This window comes from Corallococcus sp. AB011P (assembly GCF_003611605.1).
Lineage (GTDB): Bacteria > Myxococcota > Myxococcia > Myxococcales > Myxococcaceae > Corallococcus > Corallococcus coralloides.
Genome location: NZ_RAVX01000010.1, coordinates 195,514 through 210,826, shown reverse-complemented (window position 1 = coordinate 210,826; position 15,313 = coordinate 195,514). Strand labels below are relative to the sequence as shown.

Sequence of the window (15,313 nt, the reverse complement as noted above, 5' to 3'; positions counted from 1 at the left end):
CTGGAGCCGACCCTGCTGGAGGAGTAGGAACGCCTCATGATTCCCCGCCAATACGTGCTCGTGGGCTTGCTGGGGCTGCCGCTGGGTTGTGCGACGACCCCGGGTGACGTCCGGCTTCGCTCGGATGGCACTCCCATGGCGGAGAAGTGCCCGGAGAAGGCGCTGGAGGTCATGCGATACCTGCGCCTCTACGTGGGGGAGTCCGCATGGGTACTGAGCGTCACCCGCTTCCGTGGACACCCCCAATGTGATGGAAGGGTGTTCGATGTCGGAGAGCAAGAAGCAGCAGAGGCGGCAGCGACGTAGCTTCAGCCCGGAGTTCAAGGCCGGGGCGGTGAAGCTGGTGCTGGAGGAGGGCAAGCCCATCGCGGAAGTCGCGCGGGACCTGGACCTGACGGAGACCGCCTTCCGCAAGTGGGTGGAGCAGGCCAAGGCGGACCGGGGACAAGTCAAGCCCGGCGCGCTCGCTAGTGAGGAGCGGGTGGAGCTCTCTCAACTGCGCAAGCGCGTGCGCCAACTCGAGATGGAGCGCGACCTGTTAAAAAATGCGGCGGCCTTCTTCGCGAAGGAGATGAAGTGAAATTCCGCTTCATCCACGCGAAGAGGGCCTGCACGTCGGTGGCCTTCATGTGCCGTCAGCTTGGCGTCTCGCGCTCCGGCTACTACGCCTGGGCGAAGAGGGCCGAGTCGCAGCGCAAGCAAGCCGACCGCGAACTCACCGTGGCGGTGAAGGCGGTGCACCGTGAGAGCCGCGGCACCTACGGCAGCCCCCGCGTCCATGCGGAGCTGCGCGCACGGGGCCAGCGCGTTTCCCAGAAGCGCGTCGCCCGCCTGATGCGGCAGGAGGGCCTAGCGGCACGCAGAAGACGCCCCTTCGTGCGGACCACCGACAGCAAGCATGCCCATCCAGTGGCCCCCAACGTGGTGGCCCGCGACTTCCTGCCGCCAGGGCCCGACCGCATCTGGGCTAGCGACATCACCTACGTGTGGACCGCCGAGGGCTGGCTCTACCTGGCCGTCGTCCTCGACCTCTTCAGCCGCCGCGTCGTGGGCTGGAGCATGGGCGAGAGAATCGACCGGCAACTGGCGCTCGCCGCCCTCGATATGGCGCTCACTGGACGGACGGCCCCTGCGCTCCATCACTCGGACAGAGGGAGTCAATACGCCAGCGAGGACTACCGGCGGCGGCTCGCCGAGCGCGGAATCACCTGCTCGATGAGTCGCAAGGGCAACTGCTGGGACAATGCCGTCGTCGAGAGCTTCTTCAGCAGCATGAAGTTGGAACTCGTCTACACGCGCAACTTCAAGACGCGCGCGGAGGCGAGGCTCGCGCTATTCGAATACATCGAGGTGTTCTACAACCGCAGGCGTCGTCACTCCTCACTCGGCTATGTCAGCCCGGCCGAGTACGAGCGAACGACTGAGGCACCGAGGCAGGCAGCGTAGTCAATCTGTCCACGGAAGCGGGTGACTCTCATACAGCTCGATGCGAACCAGAGTCGGGCGGAGCACATCACGCTTCACGACGGGCCCATCGAAAGCGTGCTGGATCAGGACGTCGGCACGTTGGAATCGCCGCTCCGGCTGTATGGCCGCGTGTGGACGGGTGGTGCTCAGCCGGTCATTCGCTACTACGAGGCGCAGTTCCTGAAGGGAAAGGACCGCGTGCCCATCTGCGCGGTGGCGAGGCTCGGCTTCGGGCAGCTGCGCAAGCGACCCGAGTCCATGCCAGGAACGGCGATCCTCAACGCACCGCGCGCGGGCATGTACATCGTGGACGAGTTCCGCTGAGGCGTGAGCCGCCAGGGATTCGAGGCGGCATCAGATTTCCGAGGCTGTCTCCGCCCGCCAAGCGCGCGGAATCCCAGCGACGCCCCCCTGGTCCACGCCTTGCTCCGGGCATGACGCTTCACGATTCGAAGGAGCCACGATGCGCTGGATGCGAATGCTGAGCGGTTGTCTGACGGTGATGGCCCTGGCGGCCTGTGGTTCGGGCGGCGAGGGCGGGCAGGGGAGGCTGAAGCTGCGCGAAGGTCAGTCACTGGACCTGGCGCAGGAGTGCGGAGTGGACCTGCCCCAGTGTCCCCAGGGCCTGTCCTGCCTCGTGCTCAAGCTGGACGGCGTGTCCCAGGCACGCTGTGTGGACGACTCCAGGGTCTGCACCGAGCTCGTGTCCTGCACGGGCGGCACCCAGTGCGCCATCCTGGACTCGTACCCCGGACAGGTCGCCTGCTCGGGCAAGTGCACCTCGGACTGCGACTCGTCCGTGTCCAGCAGTCCGTGAGGTCAGCGAGTCTGGAGCAGGTGCTTGATGGCCGCGGTCCAGATCTCCGTTGCGAGCTGGATCGCGGACACGTCTGACTGTGGATGGCTGAGACCAGGCTCATCGCGCAAGACACGGAAGGTGTGTCCTGTGGGGACCGCTTGGATCCAGTAATCAGACCCAATGTTCCTCATGCCTGGAATGGTGAACTGGATACAAGCAGCCTCCCGGCTCCACCCACCTGGAGGGTTCACGCCGAGGGATAGTTCCATGTGCTCGCCATGGCTATCCCCTACAAGCTCGAAGAGGCGATAAGGGGCTCTCTGCATGATTGCCCACTCACGTTCGGTCAGAACAGGAAGGTCGGAGACATGCAGGCGCGGTTGATTGCTCTCTGGGAATCTCGACATCAACTGCCCCGCGAAGTCCACGAGTGCTTCATGAAGGGCCCGGACGGCTTCGTACCAACGGCTGAACTGGGATGACGTCGCGGCTCGCGTCTTGCCCAGTTGCTCCGCAAGGTAATCAATCGCGGGCTCACGGACTTCAGTCACCTCACGGGCCGCGCGCTCGTACTCCGCGAAGCTCTGGTCCAGACGGTCGAGCGTCAACTCCACCATCGCGGAGATGTCTCCCGAATGGGACGCATCGAGCGCCGTGTAGTAGCGCGCCCGGTCCTCGACGAGCAGGACGATGGCCGGGTAGTGCTCCCGCATCAGCAACAGGTTGGCGATCAGCCTCCCTGTCCGTCCGTTCCCATCCACGAAGGGATGGATCGTCTCGAACCACGCATGCGCGATGGCGCAGACGACCACGGGATGCTCCGCCTTCGCCCCAGCCAGCCACTCACCGAAGCCCCGCATCTCCTCGGGCACCCGGACCGCTTCTGGAGGCACGTGCACCGTGCCTCCAATCCGCACGTTGATGCGCCGGTAGACACCGGCGTTCTCCGGGTCGATGCCCCGCAGGACGATGCCGTGCATCTCGCGCACGTCGCGCTCACCCAGCACGGTCTCCTTGCTTGCCAGCGCTTCCACGAAGTCGAGCGCGTGCGCGAGGTTGACCGCCTCGAAGTGATCCTTCAGCGACTTGCCCGCGATGGTGATGCCGTCTTCCACTACGGCGCGCGTTTCTGGCAAGGTCAGCCGGTTCCCTTCAATCGCATTCGAGTTGTACGTGTGGTGGATCCGGAACCAGTGCCGCAGGCTCTGCACCGCAGCAGGCGGCATCGTGGCGGCGCGTAACCGGCGCATGCGCTCGGTCGCCTGCTGAAGCCTGGGTTCGATGCTCTCGCTCCACCGGTACCGATGCACGCCAACCACCTCCGCTCCCTACTGTAACGCCGTCGCCCCCTTTCACCTCGCAGGGGCGAACAGGGCCAGTTCGTGCACATTGCAACCCGGACGTGAGTGCCGCGTCCGCAACCCCTCGGAATGCCTGGGCCTGACGGAGGCCCGCTCCGGTACGGCGGATGCTCATGGAGGGAGCCCGGTATGGCTCCCGACATTGCTCCCCACCTGCTTCACCTGCTGCTGACGCAGTCCCCTCCCGAAGCGCCCTCGCTGCTCTCCCGACTCAAAGTCGAGGGCGGCGTGGACGCCTACTACGCCTACAACCTCAATCGCCCCGACAGCGACGTGAACTTCCTGCCGGGCACCGGCACCACCGCTCGGCGGCATGACGAAATCACCGTCAACCTGGCGTCGCTGGGCGTGAACCTGGCGCCGGAGCCCGTGGGCTTCCGCGTCCTGCTCGGCTTCGGCACCGGCATCGACGTGCTGCACCGCGCGGAGCCCGAGGAGGACGCCACCGGCCCCGACGTCTGGCGTTATGTGCAGCAGGCATCGCTGTCCTTCGCGCGAGGCCCGCTCACCCTGGAGGCGGGCATCTATCCCAGCCACATCGGCTTCGAGTCCTTTCAATCCCAGCTCAACTGGACCTACAGCCGCTCGTGGATGGGCGAGTTCTCGCCCTATTACCAGACAGGCCTCAAGGGGACCTGGCGCTTCGATGGGCACTGGAGCGCGCAACTCCACCTGCTCAATGGCTGGCAGACCATCGGGGACAACAACGGCGGCAAGGCCCTGGGCACCCAGGTCGCCTACGCGGGCGACCGGCTGAGTGCGGCCTTCAACACCTTCGTGGGCAACGAAGGCGCCGGGGACGCGGAAGCCCTGCGCCTGTTCGCGGACACCGTCGTCACCCTGAAGGCCACCGACGCCGTGAGTGTCGCCGCCACCGCGGACGTGGGCCGGCAGGCCCGCCCGGGGACCTCCGCCGCCCTCTGGTACGCGGCGGGCGCCAACGTGCGCGTCCAGGTCTCGGAGCCCGTGGCCGTGACCGCGCGCGCGGAGGTGTACCGCGACAGGGATGGCCTGCTCAGCGGCACCCCGCAGACCCTGGTCGAGGGCACGCTCACCCTGGAAGTGAAGCCCGCTGAACACCTCGTCCTCAAGGCCGAGGCCCGCCACGACCACTCGACCCAGAACGTCTTCGACGGTCCAGCGCGCGGAGAACAGCCACCCCTCTCGCGCCAACACCAGACGTTGTTCGTGGTCGGCGCGGTCGCCACCTTCTGAACCCTGAAGCGGAGCTTTCACCCATGGACATCGTCCTCATCCTGGTGACCAACGGTTTCTTCGCGCTCTGCGCGGCCTACACCCACGGCTGCGAGCGCTTGTGAGGAGTCCCCCGTCATGACCTTCGAATACGCCGCAGGGGCCGCGCTCGCGGTCCTCCTCTCCGTCTACCTCGTCTACGCCCTGCTTCGGCCCGAGCGCTTCTAGGAGCCCGCCATGACCCTCATTGGCTGGCTCCAGACCCTGCTGTTCTTCGCGCTCGTCCTCGCGCTGACGAAGCCCGTGGGCCTCTACCTCTTCCGCGTCTTCGAGGCCGACACCCAACCCCTGCCCCGAGTGCTCGGTCCCATCGAGCGCGCCCTGCTGCGCCTGTGCGGCGTGCGCCGCGACCAGGAGCAGACATGGGGCCAGTACACCGCCGCCCTGCTCGCCTTCAGCGCCGTGGGCCTCGTCGTCCTCTACGCACTCCAGCGGCTCCAGCACATGCTCCCGCTCAACCCCCAGGGCCTGCCCGCCGTGGGCCCGGCGCTCGCCTTCAACACCGCCGCCAGCTTCGTGGCCAACACCAACTGGCAGTCGTACGCCGGTGAATCCACCCTGAGCTACGCCACCCAGATGCTGGGGCTGACGTGGCAGAACTTCGTCTCCGCCGCCACGGGCCTGGGCGTCGCGCTCGCCCTCGCGCGAGGCCTCACCCGCCGCCCTGGCCCGGAAGGCCGCAAGACCCTGGGCAACTTCTGGGTGGACCTGATGCGAGGCACGCTCTACGTGCTCCTGCCCCTGAGCTTCCTCGTGGCCCTGTTCTTCGTATCTCAGGGCGTGCTCCAGAACCTCGCGCCCTATCCCGAGCACACCACCGTGGAAGGCGTGAAGCAGACGCTCGCCTTCGGTCCCGTGGCCTCGCAGGAGGCCATCAAGATGCTGGGCACCAACGGCGGCGGCTTCTTCAACGCCAACAGCGCCCACCCCTTCGAAAACCCCACGCCGCTCACCAACCTGGTCCAATTGCTGCTCATCTTCGTGCTGCCCGCGGGCCTCACGTACACCTACGGCAAGATGACCGGCGACACGAGGCAGGGCTGGGTCCTCTTCTCGGCCATGTCCGTCCTCTTCCTCCTGGGCGCCGCCGCCAGCTACGCCGCGGAAGTCCAGCCCAATCCCGCGCTCACCGCCGCGAACGTCGTCCAGGACGGGAACCTGGAGGGCAAGGAGACGCGCTTCGGCGTCGCGGCCTCCACGCTGTTCGCCACCGTCACCACCGACGCGTCATGCGGCGCGGTCAACTCCATGCATGACAGCTTCACGGCGCTCGGCGGGCTGGTGCCCATGGTCAACATGCAGCTGGGCGAGGTCATCTTCGGCGGCGTCGGCGCGGGCCTCTACGGCATCCTCGTGATGGCGGTGCTCGCGGTCTTCATCGCGGGCCTGATGGTGGGCCGCACGCCGGAGTTCCTCGGCAAGAAGATCGAAGCGCGGGAGATGACGCTCGCGATGCTGTACGTGCTCGTCTTCCCCCTGGCCATCCTGGGCCTGTCCGCCGTGGGTGCGGTGCTCCCGCAGGGCACGTCGTCCCTCAACAACGCCGGGCCGCACGGCCTGTCCGAAATCCTCTACGCGTTCACCAGCGGCGTGGCCAACAACGGCAGCGCCTTCGCCGGCCTCAACGCCAACACGCCGTTCTGGAACCTCAGCCTGGGTGTGTCGATGCTCGCGGGCCGCTTCCTGATGATGGTGCCGGTGCTGGCGCTGGCGGGCTCGCTCGTGGGCAAGAAGGCCGTGGCCCCCGGGCCCGGCACCTTTCCCACCCACGGCGTCCTCTTCACTGGCCTGCTCGTGAGCATCGTCGTCGTCGTGGGCGCGCTGACGTTCTTCCCCGCGCTGTCCCTGGGCCCCATCGTCGAGCACTTCCTCGGCGCGGCCGGAAAGGTGTTCTGACCATGGCCCCCGCAAGCAAGCAGGCCTCGCTGTTGGACCCCACGCTGCTCAAGCCCGCCGTCTGGGAGAGCTTCAAGAAGCTCCACCCCCGTGACGTGGCCCGCAACCCGGTGATGTTCGTGGTGTGGGCCGGCAGCCTCCTCACCACCGTGTTCGTCCTCAAGGACCTGACGGTCTCTGGGGAACCCACCGCGCCCATGGGGTTCACCGTGTCCGTGATGCTGTGGCTGTGGTTCACGGTCCTCTTCGCCAACTTCGCCGAAGCCGTGGCGGAGGGCCGCGGCAAGGCCCAGGCGAGCGCCCTGCGCCGCATGCGTCAGGACACCCAGGCCCGCCGCCTCACCCACGACGGCCGAGAGGAGCGCGTCGGAGCCCCCGCCCTACGCAAGGGGGACCGCGTGGTGTGCGAAGCCGGAGACATCATCCCCGGTGACGGAGAGGTGCTGGAGGGCATCGCCAGCGTGGACGAGTCCGCCGTCACCGGCGAATCCGCCCCCGTCATCCGCGAGTCCGGCGGCGACCGCTCCGCCGTCACCGGAGGAACGAAGGTGCTGTCCGACCGCATCGTCATCCGCATCAGCGTGGACCCCGGCGAGTCGTTCCTCGACCGGATGATTGGCCTGGTGGAGGGCGCGGCCCGCAAGAAGACGCCCAACGAAATCGCGCTGCACATCCTGCTGGTGGGCCTCACGCTGGTGTTCCTGATGGCGTGCGTGACGCTGGTGCCGCTGGCGCTCTACTCGGGCGTGCCGCTGTCCGGCACGGCGGTGGTGGCGCTGCTGGTGTGCCTCATCCCCACGACCATCGGCGGCCTGTTGAGCGCCATCGGCATCGCGGGCATGGACCGGCTGCTGCGCAAGAACGTGCTCGCGCTCAGCGGGCGCGCGGTGGAGGCGGCGGGGGACGTGGACACGCTGCTGCTCGACAAGACGGGCACCATCACCCTGGGCAACCGCATGGCCACGGAGCTGCTGCCCATGCCGGGCGTGCGCGCGGAGGAGCTGGCGGAGGCCGCGCAGCTCGCGAGCCTCGCGGACGAGACGCCGGAAGGGCGCTCCGTCGTCACGCTGGTCAAGGACACATACAAGATGCGTCCGCGCGAGCTGCGAATGCACCAGGCCACCTTCGTCCCCTTCACCGCGCAGACGCGCATGAGCGGCTGCGACCTGGTGGACCCGCACCCTCGAAGCATCCGCAAGGGCGCGGTGGACGCCATCGTCCGCTACACGCAGGAGCAGGGCGGCACCGTGCCGGAGGAGCTGACCCGGGCTGCGGGCCGCATCGGTGACGCGGGCGGCACGCCGCTCGCCGTGGCGGACGGCGCGCGGGTGCTGGGCATCATCCACCTGAAGGACGTGGTGAAGGGCGGCATCAAGGAGCGCTTCGACCGCTTCCGCGCCATGGGCATCCGCACGGTGATGATCACCGGCGACAACCCGCGCACCGCGGCGGCCATCGCGCGAGAGGCCGGCGTGGACGACTTCCTGGCGGAGGCGACCCCGGAGGCGAAGCTCGCGCTCATCCGCGCGGAGCAGGGCAAGGGCAAGCTCGTGGCGATGACGGGCGACGGCACCAACGACGCGCCCGCGCTGGCCCAGGCGGACGTGGGCGTGGCGATGAACACCGGCACCCAGGCCGCCAAGGAGGCCGGCAACATGGTGGACCTGGACTCCAACCCCACCAAGCTCCTGGAGGTGGTGGAGGTGGGCAAGCAGCTGCTGATGACGCGAGGCACGCTGACCACGTTCTCCATCGCCAACGACGTCGCGAAGTACTTCGCCATCCTCCCGGCGCTGTTCATGGGCGTCTTCCCGCAGATTGCCCCGCTCAACGTGATGGGGCTGACGTCGCCGTTCAGCGCCATCCTGTCCGCCGTCATCTTCAACGCGCTCATCATCGTGGCGCTCATCCCGCTGGCGCTGAAGGGCGTGCGCTACCGCCCGTTGGGCGCGGCGGCCCTCCTGCGCCGCAGCCTGCTCCTCTACGGCGTGGGCGGCGTCATCGTCCCGTTCGTGGGCATCAAGGTCATCGACGTGCTGCTCACCACCGTGGGCCTGGCATGAGCACTCGAGAAAGGAACACCGACACCATGGTCTCCGCGCTCCTCACCGCCCTGCGTGTCAGCGCCGTCACGCTGGCCCTCACGGGCGTGCTGTACCCCCTGACCGTCACCGGTGTGGCGCAGGTGCTGTTCCCGGATGAAGCCAACGGGTCGCTCGTGAAGGATGACCGCGGCCAGGTGGTGGGCAGCGCGCTCATCGCCCAGGGCTTCACTCAAGCCGGCTACTTCCAGCCGCGCCCCTCCGCCGCGGGCACGGGCTGGGACGCGACGGCTTCCAGCGGGAGCAACCTGGGCCCCACCTCGCGGAAGCTCCGCGACCGAGCAGTGGCGGAGGCGGACCGGCTGCGCCGCGAGAACCCCGAGGCCGAAGGCCCCGTGCCCGCTGAATTGGTGACAGCCTCCGCGTCCGGGTTGGATCCGCAGGTGTCGCCGGAGTCAGCGCTGTGGCAGGTTCCCCGCGTGGCGCGAGCGCGCGGCCTGGACCCTGCGCGCGTGCGGGCGTTGGTGATGTCACGGGTGGAAGGCCGGACGTTCGGCGTGCTGGGAGAGCCCCGGGTGAACGTGCTCACGTTGAACCTCGCGATGGACCGTCAGTTCGGCGGACCCGCGCCCACGGCCTCCCGGTGAGGAGGAGGCAGGCATGACGACGCGGCGCCCTCGCGCGGAGGACTTCCTGGAGCTGGTGGAGCGCGGCCGGCGCGGCCGGCTGAAGCTCTACATCGGCTTCGCGGCGGGCGTGGGCAAGACGTTCCGCATGCTGGAGGAAGCACACGCGCTGAAGGCGCGCGGCGTGGACGTGGTGCTGGGCTTCATCGAGACCCACGGTCGTCCCGAGACGGAGGCACGGGTCGCCGGCCTGGAGGTCGTGCCGCGCCAGCGCATCACGTACCGAGACGTCACCGTGGAGGAGATGGACCTGGACGCCATCCTCGCGCGCAAGCCGCAGGTGGCCATCGTGGACGAGCTGGCCCACACCAACGCGCCCGTGTGCCGTCACCGCAAGCGCTACCAGGACGTGCAGGAGTTGCTGGCCGCGGGCATCAACGTCATTGGCGCCTTCAACGTGCAGCACCTGGAGAGCCTCAACGACCTGGTGGAGCGCAACACCGGCGTCACCGTGCGGGAGACCCTGCCGGACAGCTTCCTCAAGACGGCCGACCAGGTGGTGAACCTGGACCTCGCGGTGGAGGACCTGCACGAAAGGCTCAAGACGGGAAAAATCTACGCGCCGGACAAGGTGCCGCACGCGCTGGAGCGCTTCTTCACCGGCGACAACCTCTCCACGCTGCGCGAGCTGGCCCTGCGCGAAGTGGCGGAGAGCCTGGACCGGGCCACCACGGGCAGGCAGGCCCGAGCCGGCGAGGACGCATCCCAGAAGGGCGGCACGTGGGGCCGGGTGCTGGTGGCCCTCTCCAGCCATCCGCCGCGCGCGGCGACGCTGCTGCGCCGGGGCTCGCGCATGGCGGGCCGGCTCAACACGGACTGGTTCGTGGTGTACGTGGAGACGCCGCACGAGGCGCCGAACCTCATCGACGCGGAGGCGCAGCGGCACCTGCTGACGAACATCGAGAAGGCGAAGGAGCTGGGCGCGGAGGTGGTGCGCCTGCGCTCCCGCGACCCCGTGGCGGCGCTGCTGGACTTCGCCCGCTCGCACGGCGTGGGGCACATCATCATCGGCCGTTCGCACCAGTCGAAGTGGCGCCAGCGGTTGGGGATGACCGCGGACGCGCGCCTCCTGCGGGAAGGGGAGGGCTTCGACATCCACGTCGTGTCCTTCGAGTCCCATGAGGAGAAGCACCCATGACGCTGCGCTCGCGTCTGCTGATGGCCCAGGCGCCGCTGGTGCTGGCATTGCTCTTCCTGGGAGCCACGGCCGTCATCACCCTGGCGCGCGTGGGCCGCTCCGGCCAGCAGGTGCTGGAGGACAACTACCGCAGCGTGCTCGCCACCCAGCGCATCACGGAGCAGTTGGAGCGCATGGACAGCGCGGCGCTGTTCATCATCGCGGGCGAGCGCGAGCGGGGGCTCACCCAACAGGCCACGCAGCGCCCTCCGCTGGAGACGGAGCTGGGCGTCCAACTGGGCAACATCACCGAGCCCGGCGAGGCGGAGGCCACGCAGCGGCTGCGCACCGCGTGGACGAAGTACCGCGAGGAGTTCGACGTCTTCCTCCAGGCACGTGACGCGGGGGCCGCGCGCACGCGCTACTTCGAAGCGCTCGCTCCGGCCTTCCAGGAGGCGAAGGCCGCGGCGTCGTCCGTCCTCGCGCTGAACCAGGACGCGATGGTTCGCAAGAACGACCAACTGCGCCAGCAGAGCGAGCAGGTGAACACGCTGATGGCGCTGGCGGTGGTGGCGGCGCTGGGCTTCGGCCTGTTCTTCACGACGTCGCTGGTGCAGCGAGCGCTCAGGCCGGTGTCCGTGCTGTCCCAGGCCGTGCGCCGCCTGGGGCAGGGCGACGTGGAGGCGCGAGCCGCGGTGGAGGGGCGGGACGAAATCGCCGGGCTCGCGCGGGACTTCAACACCATGGCGGAGCGGCTGGCGCAGTACCGCAAGAGCAGCCTGGGCGAGCTGCTCCAGGCACAGGCGGTGTCCCAGGCGGCCATCGACAGCCTGCCCGACCCCGTGCTGGTGCTGGGCGCGGAAGGAGGGCTGCTCAACGTGAACGCCGCGGCGGAGAAGGTGCTGCGCCTGCGGCTGGACGAGGGCGGGGACGCGCTGGGCCGGGTGGAACCGGAGGTGCGCGCCGTGCTGGAGCGGGTGCGAGCGCACGTCGTGGGCGGAAGGGGCGCGTACCAGCCCCGGGGCTACGAAGAGGCGGTGCGCGTGGAGTCGTCTCCGGAGGGCGTCCGGTGGCTCCTGCCGCGAGGCAGCCCGGTGCACGGCGAGACCGGCGACGTGGTGGGCGCCACGCTCATCCTCCAGGACGTGACGCGGCTGAGGCGCTTCGACGAACTGAAGAACGACCTGGTGGCCACGGTGGCGCACGAGTTCCGCACGCCGCTCACGTCGCTGCGCATGGCCATCCACCTGGTGGCGGAAGGCGTCGTGGGACAGGTGACGGAGAAGCAGGCGGACCTGCTCTTCGCGGCGCGCGAGGACTGCGAGCGGTTGCAGGGCATCGTGGATGACCTGCTGGACCTGTCGCGCATCCAGTCCGGGAAGCTCCAGTTGGACGTGCGGGAGGTGAGCACGGAGGAGCTGGTGGAGCAGGCGCTGGCCGCGCAGCGCACGCTGGCGGAGGACCGCGGCGTGCGCCTGTCGCAATCCCTGTCACCGGACGTGGAGACGGTGCGGGTGGATCCAGACCGGTTGCAGCTGGTGTTGGGCAACCTGGTGGGCAACGGCGTGAAGCACACGCCGCACGACGGCGAAGTGTCCGTGCACGTGTCGCGTGACGGCACCCACGTGCGCTTCGAGGTGAAGGACACCGGCGAAGGCATCCCCGCCCAGGAGCAGGCCCGCATCTTCGAGAAGTTCTACCGCGCCCCGGGAGCCCCAGCGGGAGGCGCGGGGCTGGGGCTGTCCATCGCCCGCGACATCGTCCAGGCCCACGGCGGCGAGCTGGGCGTGGTGAGCGCGCCGGGGCGGGGCAGCACCTTCTGGTTCACGCTGCCGCAGCCTGAGCAGGGCTGAAGTCCGCGGTCATTGCGGAGCGGACGCCTCCAGCTGCCGCATCGCTTCGTTCTGCGCGTCGGACGCGGAGCGGACGATTTCAGCGCTCGACAGGCCGAACGCGCCCGCGTCCATCTTGCGCAGCTGGGGAATCACCTCGCGTTCCTCCTCCGTCATGTGCTGGGCCACCACCGCCTCCAGCTGGCGCACCGTGGCCTCGCGGCGGCGCGGGTCGTGGCGGACGCGCAGCAGCTCGGAGAGCAGCTGGGTCATCTCCCCGTGCTCCTCCACCGCGAAGTCGATGCGCGGCCCGTCCACGACGCTCCGCGCGACGGGATACACCCAGCGCTCCTCGACGGTGCTGTGCATCGTGAGCGTTTCGGCCAGCCGCAGGCACAGCGCGGGCTTCTCTTCGTCCGGCGCATGGTGCCAGGCCTCGAAGAGGGCCTCGGCGTCGCGGTGCTGCTGGATGAGCACGTCGATGAGGTTCATGACGGGCCAGGGTTCGCACGCGCGCGCAAGGGCGCAATCCACTCTCCAGGACGAGCGCCCCTGCACGCCCCGGCCTCCAGTGCCGGGCCTGCATGCACTGGCGCACAGGCCGCGTGCGTCACGTCTCCGCTTCGTACTTCTTGCGCTTGCGCCACAGCGTCGACGCATCGATGCCGAGCAGCCGGGCTGCTTCATCCAGCGTCGGCACGGAGGCCATCACCCGCAGGATGTGTTCGCGCTCCACCGCTTCCAGCGTGTGCGGCCCGCCCAGCGTCGCCCCTGGCCCCACCGCGGACGCGATGCGCTCCGGGAACGCCTGCGGCTCCACGACTCCCGACGCGCCCACGATGAGCGCCCGCTCCAGCGCGTTGCGCAGCTCGCGCACGTTGCCCGGCCAGGGGTAGGCCCGCAGCATCGCCTCCGTGGCGGGCGACAGCTCCGGGGCCGGACGCTGCGCGGCCTTCGCGAAGAAGGCGATGAAGCGGCGGGCCAGCGGGAGCAGGTCCTCCGGCCGCTCGCGCAGGGCGGGGAGCTTCACCTCCAGGACGTTCAACCGGTACATCAGGTCCTCGCGGAAGCGTCCCTCCGCCACGTCCTTCTCCAGGTCGCGGTGCGTGGCCGCCACCACGCGCACGTCCGCCTTGCGCGTGCGCCCCTCGCCCAGCCGTTCGAACTGCTTCTCCTGCAGGAAGCGCAACAGCTGCGCCTGGAGCGCGGGGCTCATCTCCGCCACTTCATCCAGGAAGAGCGTGCCCCCTTCCGCCTGCTCCACGCGCCCCGGCTGGTCCTTCACCGCGCCCGTGAAGGCGCCGCGCGCGTGGCCGAACAGCTCGCTCGCCAGCAGTTGTTCGGACAGGGTGGGGCAGTTGATGGTGACGAAGGGCCGCTTGCGCCGCGCGCTCATCGAATGCAGCGCCCGCGCCAGCACCCCCTTGCCCGTGCCGCTCTCCCCGCGCAGCAGCACCGAGGCGTCGGACGTGGCCGCGCGCTGGATGAAGCCGATGGCCGCGTGCATGGCCGGAGACGCCGTCTCCAGCGTGGCCTCCGGCACCGCCTGCGCCAGCTGTCCCTCCAGGTCCCCCAGCTGCGAGGTCAGCTCACGCTGCGCCTTCGCGCGCTCCAGGACGTGACGGATCTGCGCGGGGGTGAACGGCTTGGGCAGGTAGTCGCGCGCGCCGCGCTTCACCGCCTCCACGGCCGTGTCGAACGTCGCGTAGGCGGTGATGAGGATGACGTCCAGCGCGGGGGACTCGGCGAGCAGGCGGGGCAGCAGCTCCAGTCCGGACGCGTTGCCCAGCCTCAGGTCCACGAACGCCAGGTCCGCCGGGCCCTGGGCGAGCGCCGCGAGCGCGGCCTCCGGCGTGGCGGCTTCGCGCACCTCGCAGCCCAGGCCTTCCAGGCACACTCGCAGGGTGTGGCGGATGTTTCGCTCGTCGTCCACCACGAGCACCCGCATGGGGCGCTCCGTCGCCTCGGTACTGGCACGCACTTCCATGGTCCCAGTCTAAGAGCACGCCGTGTGCCGGGCCCGTCTGTCGGATGCCGGGCGGCGCAAGCCTCGGGGGCGCATTGCATCCGGCACGGTGTGCCCTGGATGGCGGTTGCAAGGTGCAACGCGGGACGGGCTGGTGTCTGCTGCGGCACGGCCGTGCGGCTGGCACGCGCCATGGATGGAAGGGAGCCCATGGGCAACGAAGGGACGCCTCCGGACGAGGGGGGCGATGAAAAGAACATCTTCGCGAAGGAGCTGGCCCCTCCGCCCAGCATCTGGCTGCGCAAGGGCACCTGGCTGGCCCTCGTCTTCGTGGCGATGGTAGGCGTCTTCATCTGGCTCCAGGGCGGGGAGGACCGCGCGCTGGACGCCATGTCCCCCTCGCAGCGTGAGGCCCTCTTCACGGACACCCGCGACGAGTTCCGCCTGCTGTGCCTGGCGGACGGCGGCGCCTCACGCTGGCCCAAGAAGTGCGCGAATCACGCGGCGTTCCTCGTCCGCTTCTCCGAATGCGATGACACCTGCCACCGCGAAGTGGAGCCCTTCCTCCCACGGCCCACCCGCTGAGCGCCGCCGAGCGGCCGGGCCAGGGCCTGTATGGACGCACCCAGGCCACCGACACTGTCAGTGAAGCCCATGCCGGACGGCTGGAATGATCGCGCCAGGATGCCTTCCGGGCCTCCTCGGCAGACGTGAGGCGTCCTCCACCGAGTGTCCCACCTGACAGGACGAAGTGTCCCGTATGACCCTGCGGGGCAATGCAGACCCGTTTCCAGGATATTTCAAGGGGCGCGGGCTTGAGTCGGGGGGAGAGGTGTTGTCTATCCTACGTGTCCTGACGGAGCCCCGGTCTTCGGGGGAGCCCGTTGGGGCCG

General features: G+C 69.1%; 14 protein-coding genes and 1 pseudogene. 12 read left to right on the top strand and 3 right to left on the bottom strand.

The window, feature by feature from the left end:
- Window positions 1-36 precede the first annotated feature (36 nt).
- The 4 genes and pseudogenes from D7X30_RS24910 (at window position 37) to D7X30_RS24895 (ending at window position 2,284) form a co-directional block, all read left to right on the top strand.
- Window positions 37-306 carry a hypothetical protein gene (locus D7X30_RS24910; protein WP_120565448.1) on the top strand — a complete coding sequence of 90 codons (270 nt, stop codon included), beginning with the start codon at window positions 37-39 and terminating at the stop codon, window positions 304-306.
- A protein-coding gene (locus D7X30_RS24905; RefSeq protein WP_120565447.1) for an IS3 family transposase occupies window positions 266-1,446 on the top strand; the annotation gives its coding sequence in 2 pieces (ribosomal slippage) (window positions 266-536 and window positions 536-1,446; 1,182 coding nt in all). The genes D7X30_RS24910 and D7X30_RS24905 overlap by 41 nt, the downstream gene beginning before the upstream one ends.
- A gap of 30 nt (window positions 1,447-1,476) precedes the next feature.
- Window positions 1,477-1,791, top strand: a pseudogene (locus D7X30_RS24900) (hypothetical protein); the annotation flags it as partial.
- Window positions 1,792-1,939: 148 nt separating this feature from the next.
- The gene (locus D7X30_RS24895; protein WP_233591761.1) at window positions 1,940-2,284 is read left to right on the top strand and encodes a hypothetical protein; all 345 of its coding nucleotides are present in this window, start codon (window positions 1,940-1,942) and stop codon (window positions 2,282-2,284) included.
- A gap of 2 nt (window positions 2,285-2,286) precedes the next feature.
- On the opposite strand, the gene D7X30_RS24890 is transcribed toward D7X30_RS24895, so the two are convergent.
- A complete protein-coding gene (locus D7X30_RS24890) occupies window positions 2,287-3,576 on the bottom strand; it encodes a Fic family protein (protein WP_120565444.1) in 1,290 nt (429 codons plus the stop codon).
- Between the two features lie 180 nt (window positions 3,577-3,756).
- Here D7X30_RS24890 and D7X30_RS24885 point away from each other — a divergent pair, with 180 nt between their 5' ends.
- The 7 genes from D7X30_RS24885 (at window position 3,757) to D7X30_RS24855 (ending at window position 12,475) form a co-directional block, all read left to right on the top strand.
- Window positions 3,757-4,842 carry a porin gene (locus D7X30_RS24885; protein WP_120565443.1) on the top strand — a complete coding sequence of 362 codons (1,086 nt, stop codon included), beginning with the start codon at window positions 3,757-3,759 and terminating at the stop codon, window positions 4,840-4,842.
- A gap of 117 nt (window positions 4,843-4,959) precedes the next feature.
- On the top strand, window positions 4,960-5,049 hold the full coding sequence (gene kdpF, locus D7X30_RS24880) for a K(+)-transporting ATPase subunit F (RefSeq protein WP_120565442.1): 90 nt from the start codon (window positions 4,960-4,962) through the stop codon (window positions 5,047-5,049).
- Between the two features lie 9 nt (window positions 5,050-5,058).
- Window positions 5,059-6,777 (top strand): potassium-transporting ATPase subunit KdpA, encoded by a 1,719-nt coding sequence (gene kdpA, locus D7X30_RS24875; protein WP_120565441.1) that lies wholly within the window; start codon window positions 5,059-5,061, stop codon window positions 6,775-6,777.
- A 2-nt stretch (window positions 6,778-6,779) separates the two neighbouring features.
- Window positions 6,780-8,840, top strand: a complete 2,061-nt coding sequence (gene kdpB, locus D7X30_RS24870; RefSeq protein ID WP_120565440.1) for a potassium-transporting ATPase subunit KdpB — start codon at window positions 6,780-6,782, stop codon at window positions 8,838-8,840.
- Between the two features lie 26 nt (window positions 8,841-8,866).
- Window positions 8,867-9,466 carry a potassium-transporting ATPase subunit KdpC gene (gene kdpC, locus D7X30_RS24865; RefSeq protein WP_120565439.1) on the top strand — a complete coding sequence of 200 codons (600 nt, stop codon included), beginning with the start codon at window positions 8,867-8,869 and terminating at the stop codon, window positions 9,464-9,466.
- 13 nt (window positions 9,467-9,479) lie between these two features.
- Entirely contained in the window at window positions 9,480-10,643 is a 1,164-nt protein-coding gene (locus D7X30_RS24860) for a sensor protein KdpD (protein ID WP_120565438.1), read from the top strand.
- Window positions 10,640-12,475, top strand: a complete 1,836-nt coding sequence (locus tag D7X30_RS24855; RefSeq protein WP_120565437.1) for an ATP-binding protein — start codon at window positions 10,640-10,642, stop codon at window positions 12,473-12,475. The genes D7X30_RS24860 and D7X30_RS24855 overlap by 4 nt, the downstream gene beginning before the upstream one ends.
- Window positions 12,476-12,484: 9 nt before the next feature.
- Here D7X30_RS24855 and D7X30_RS24850 read toward each other — a convergent pair whose 3' ends face one another.
- Both D7X30_RS24850 and D7X30_RS24845 read right to left on the bottom strand, forming a co-directional pair.
- Window positions 12,485-12,946, bottom strand: a complete 462-nt coding sequence (locus D7X30_RS24850) for a hemerythrin domain-containing protein (RefSeq protein WP_120565436.1) — start codon at window positions 12,944-12,946, stop codon at window positions 12,485-12,487.
- Window positions 12,947-13,064: 118 nt separating this feature from the next.
- On the bottom strand, window positions 13,065-14,402 hold the full coding sequence (locus D7X30_RS24845; protein WP_120565435.1) for a sigma-54 dependent transcriptional regulator: 1,338 nt from the start codon (window positions 14,400-14,402) through the stop codon (window positions 13,065-13,067).
- Between the two features lie 228 nt (window positions 14,403-14,630).
- Between D7X30_RS24845 and D7X30_RS24840 the strand changes: the two genes are divergently transcribed.
- Entirely contained in the window at window positions 14,631-15,005 is a 375-nt protein-coding gene (locus tag D7X30_RS24840) for a hypothetical protein (RefSeq protein WP_120565434.1), read from the top strand.
- The last annotated feature ends 308 nt before the right edge of the window (window positions 15,006-15,313 follow it).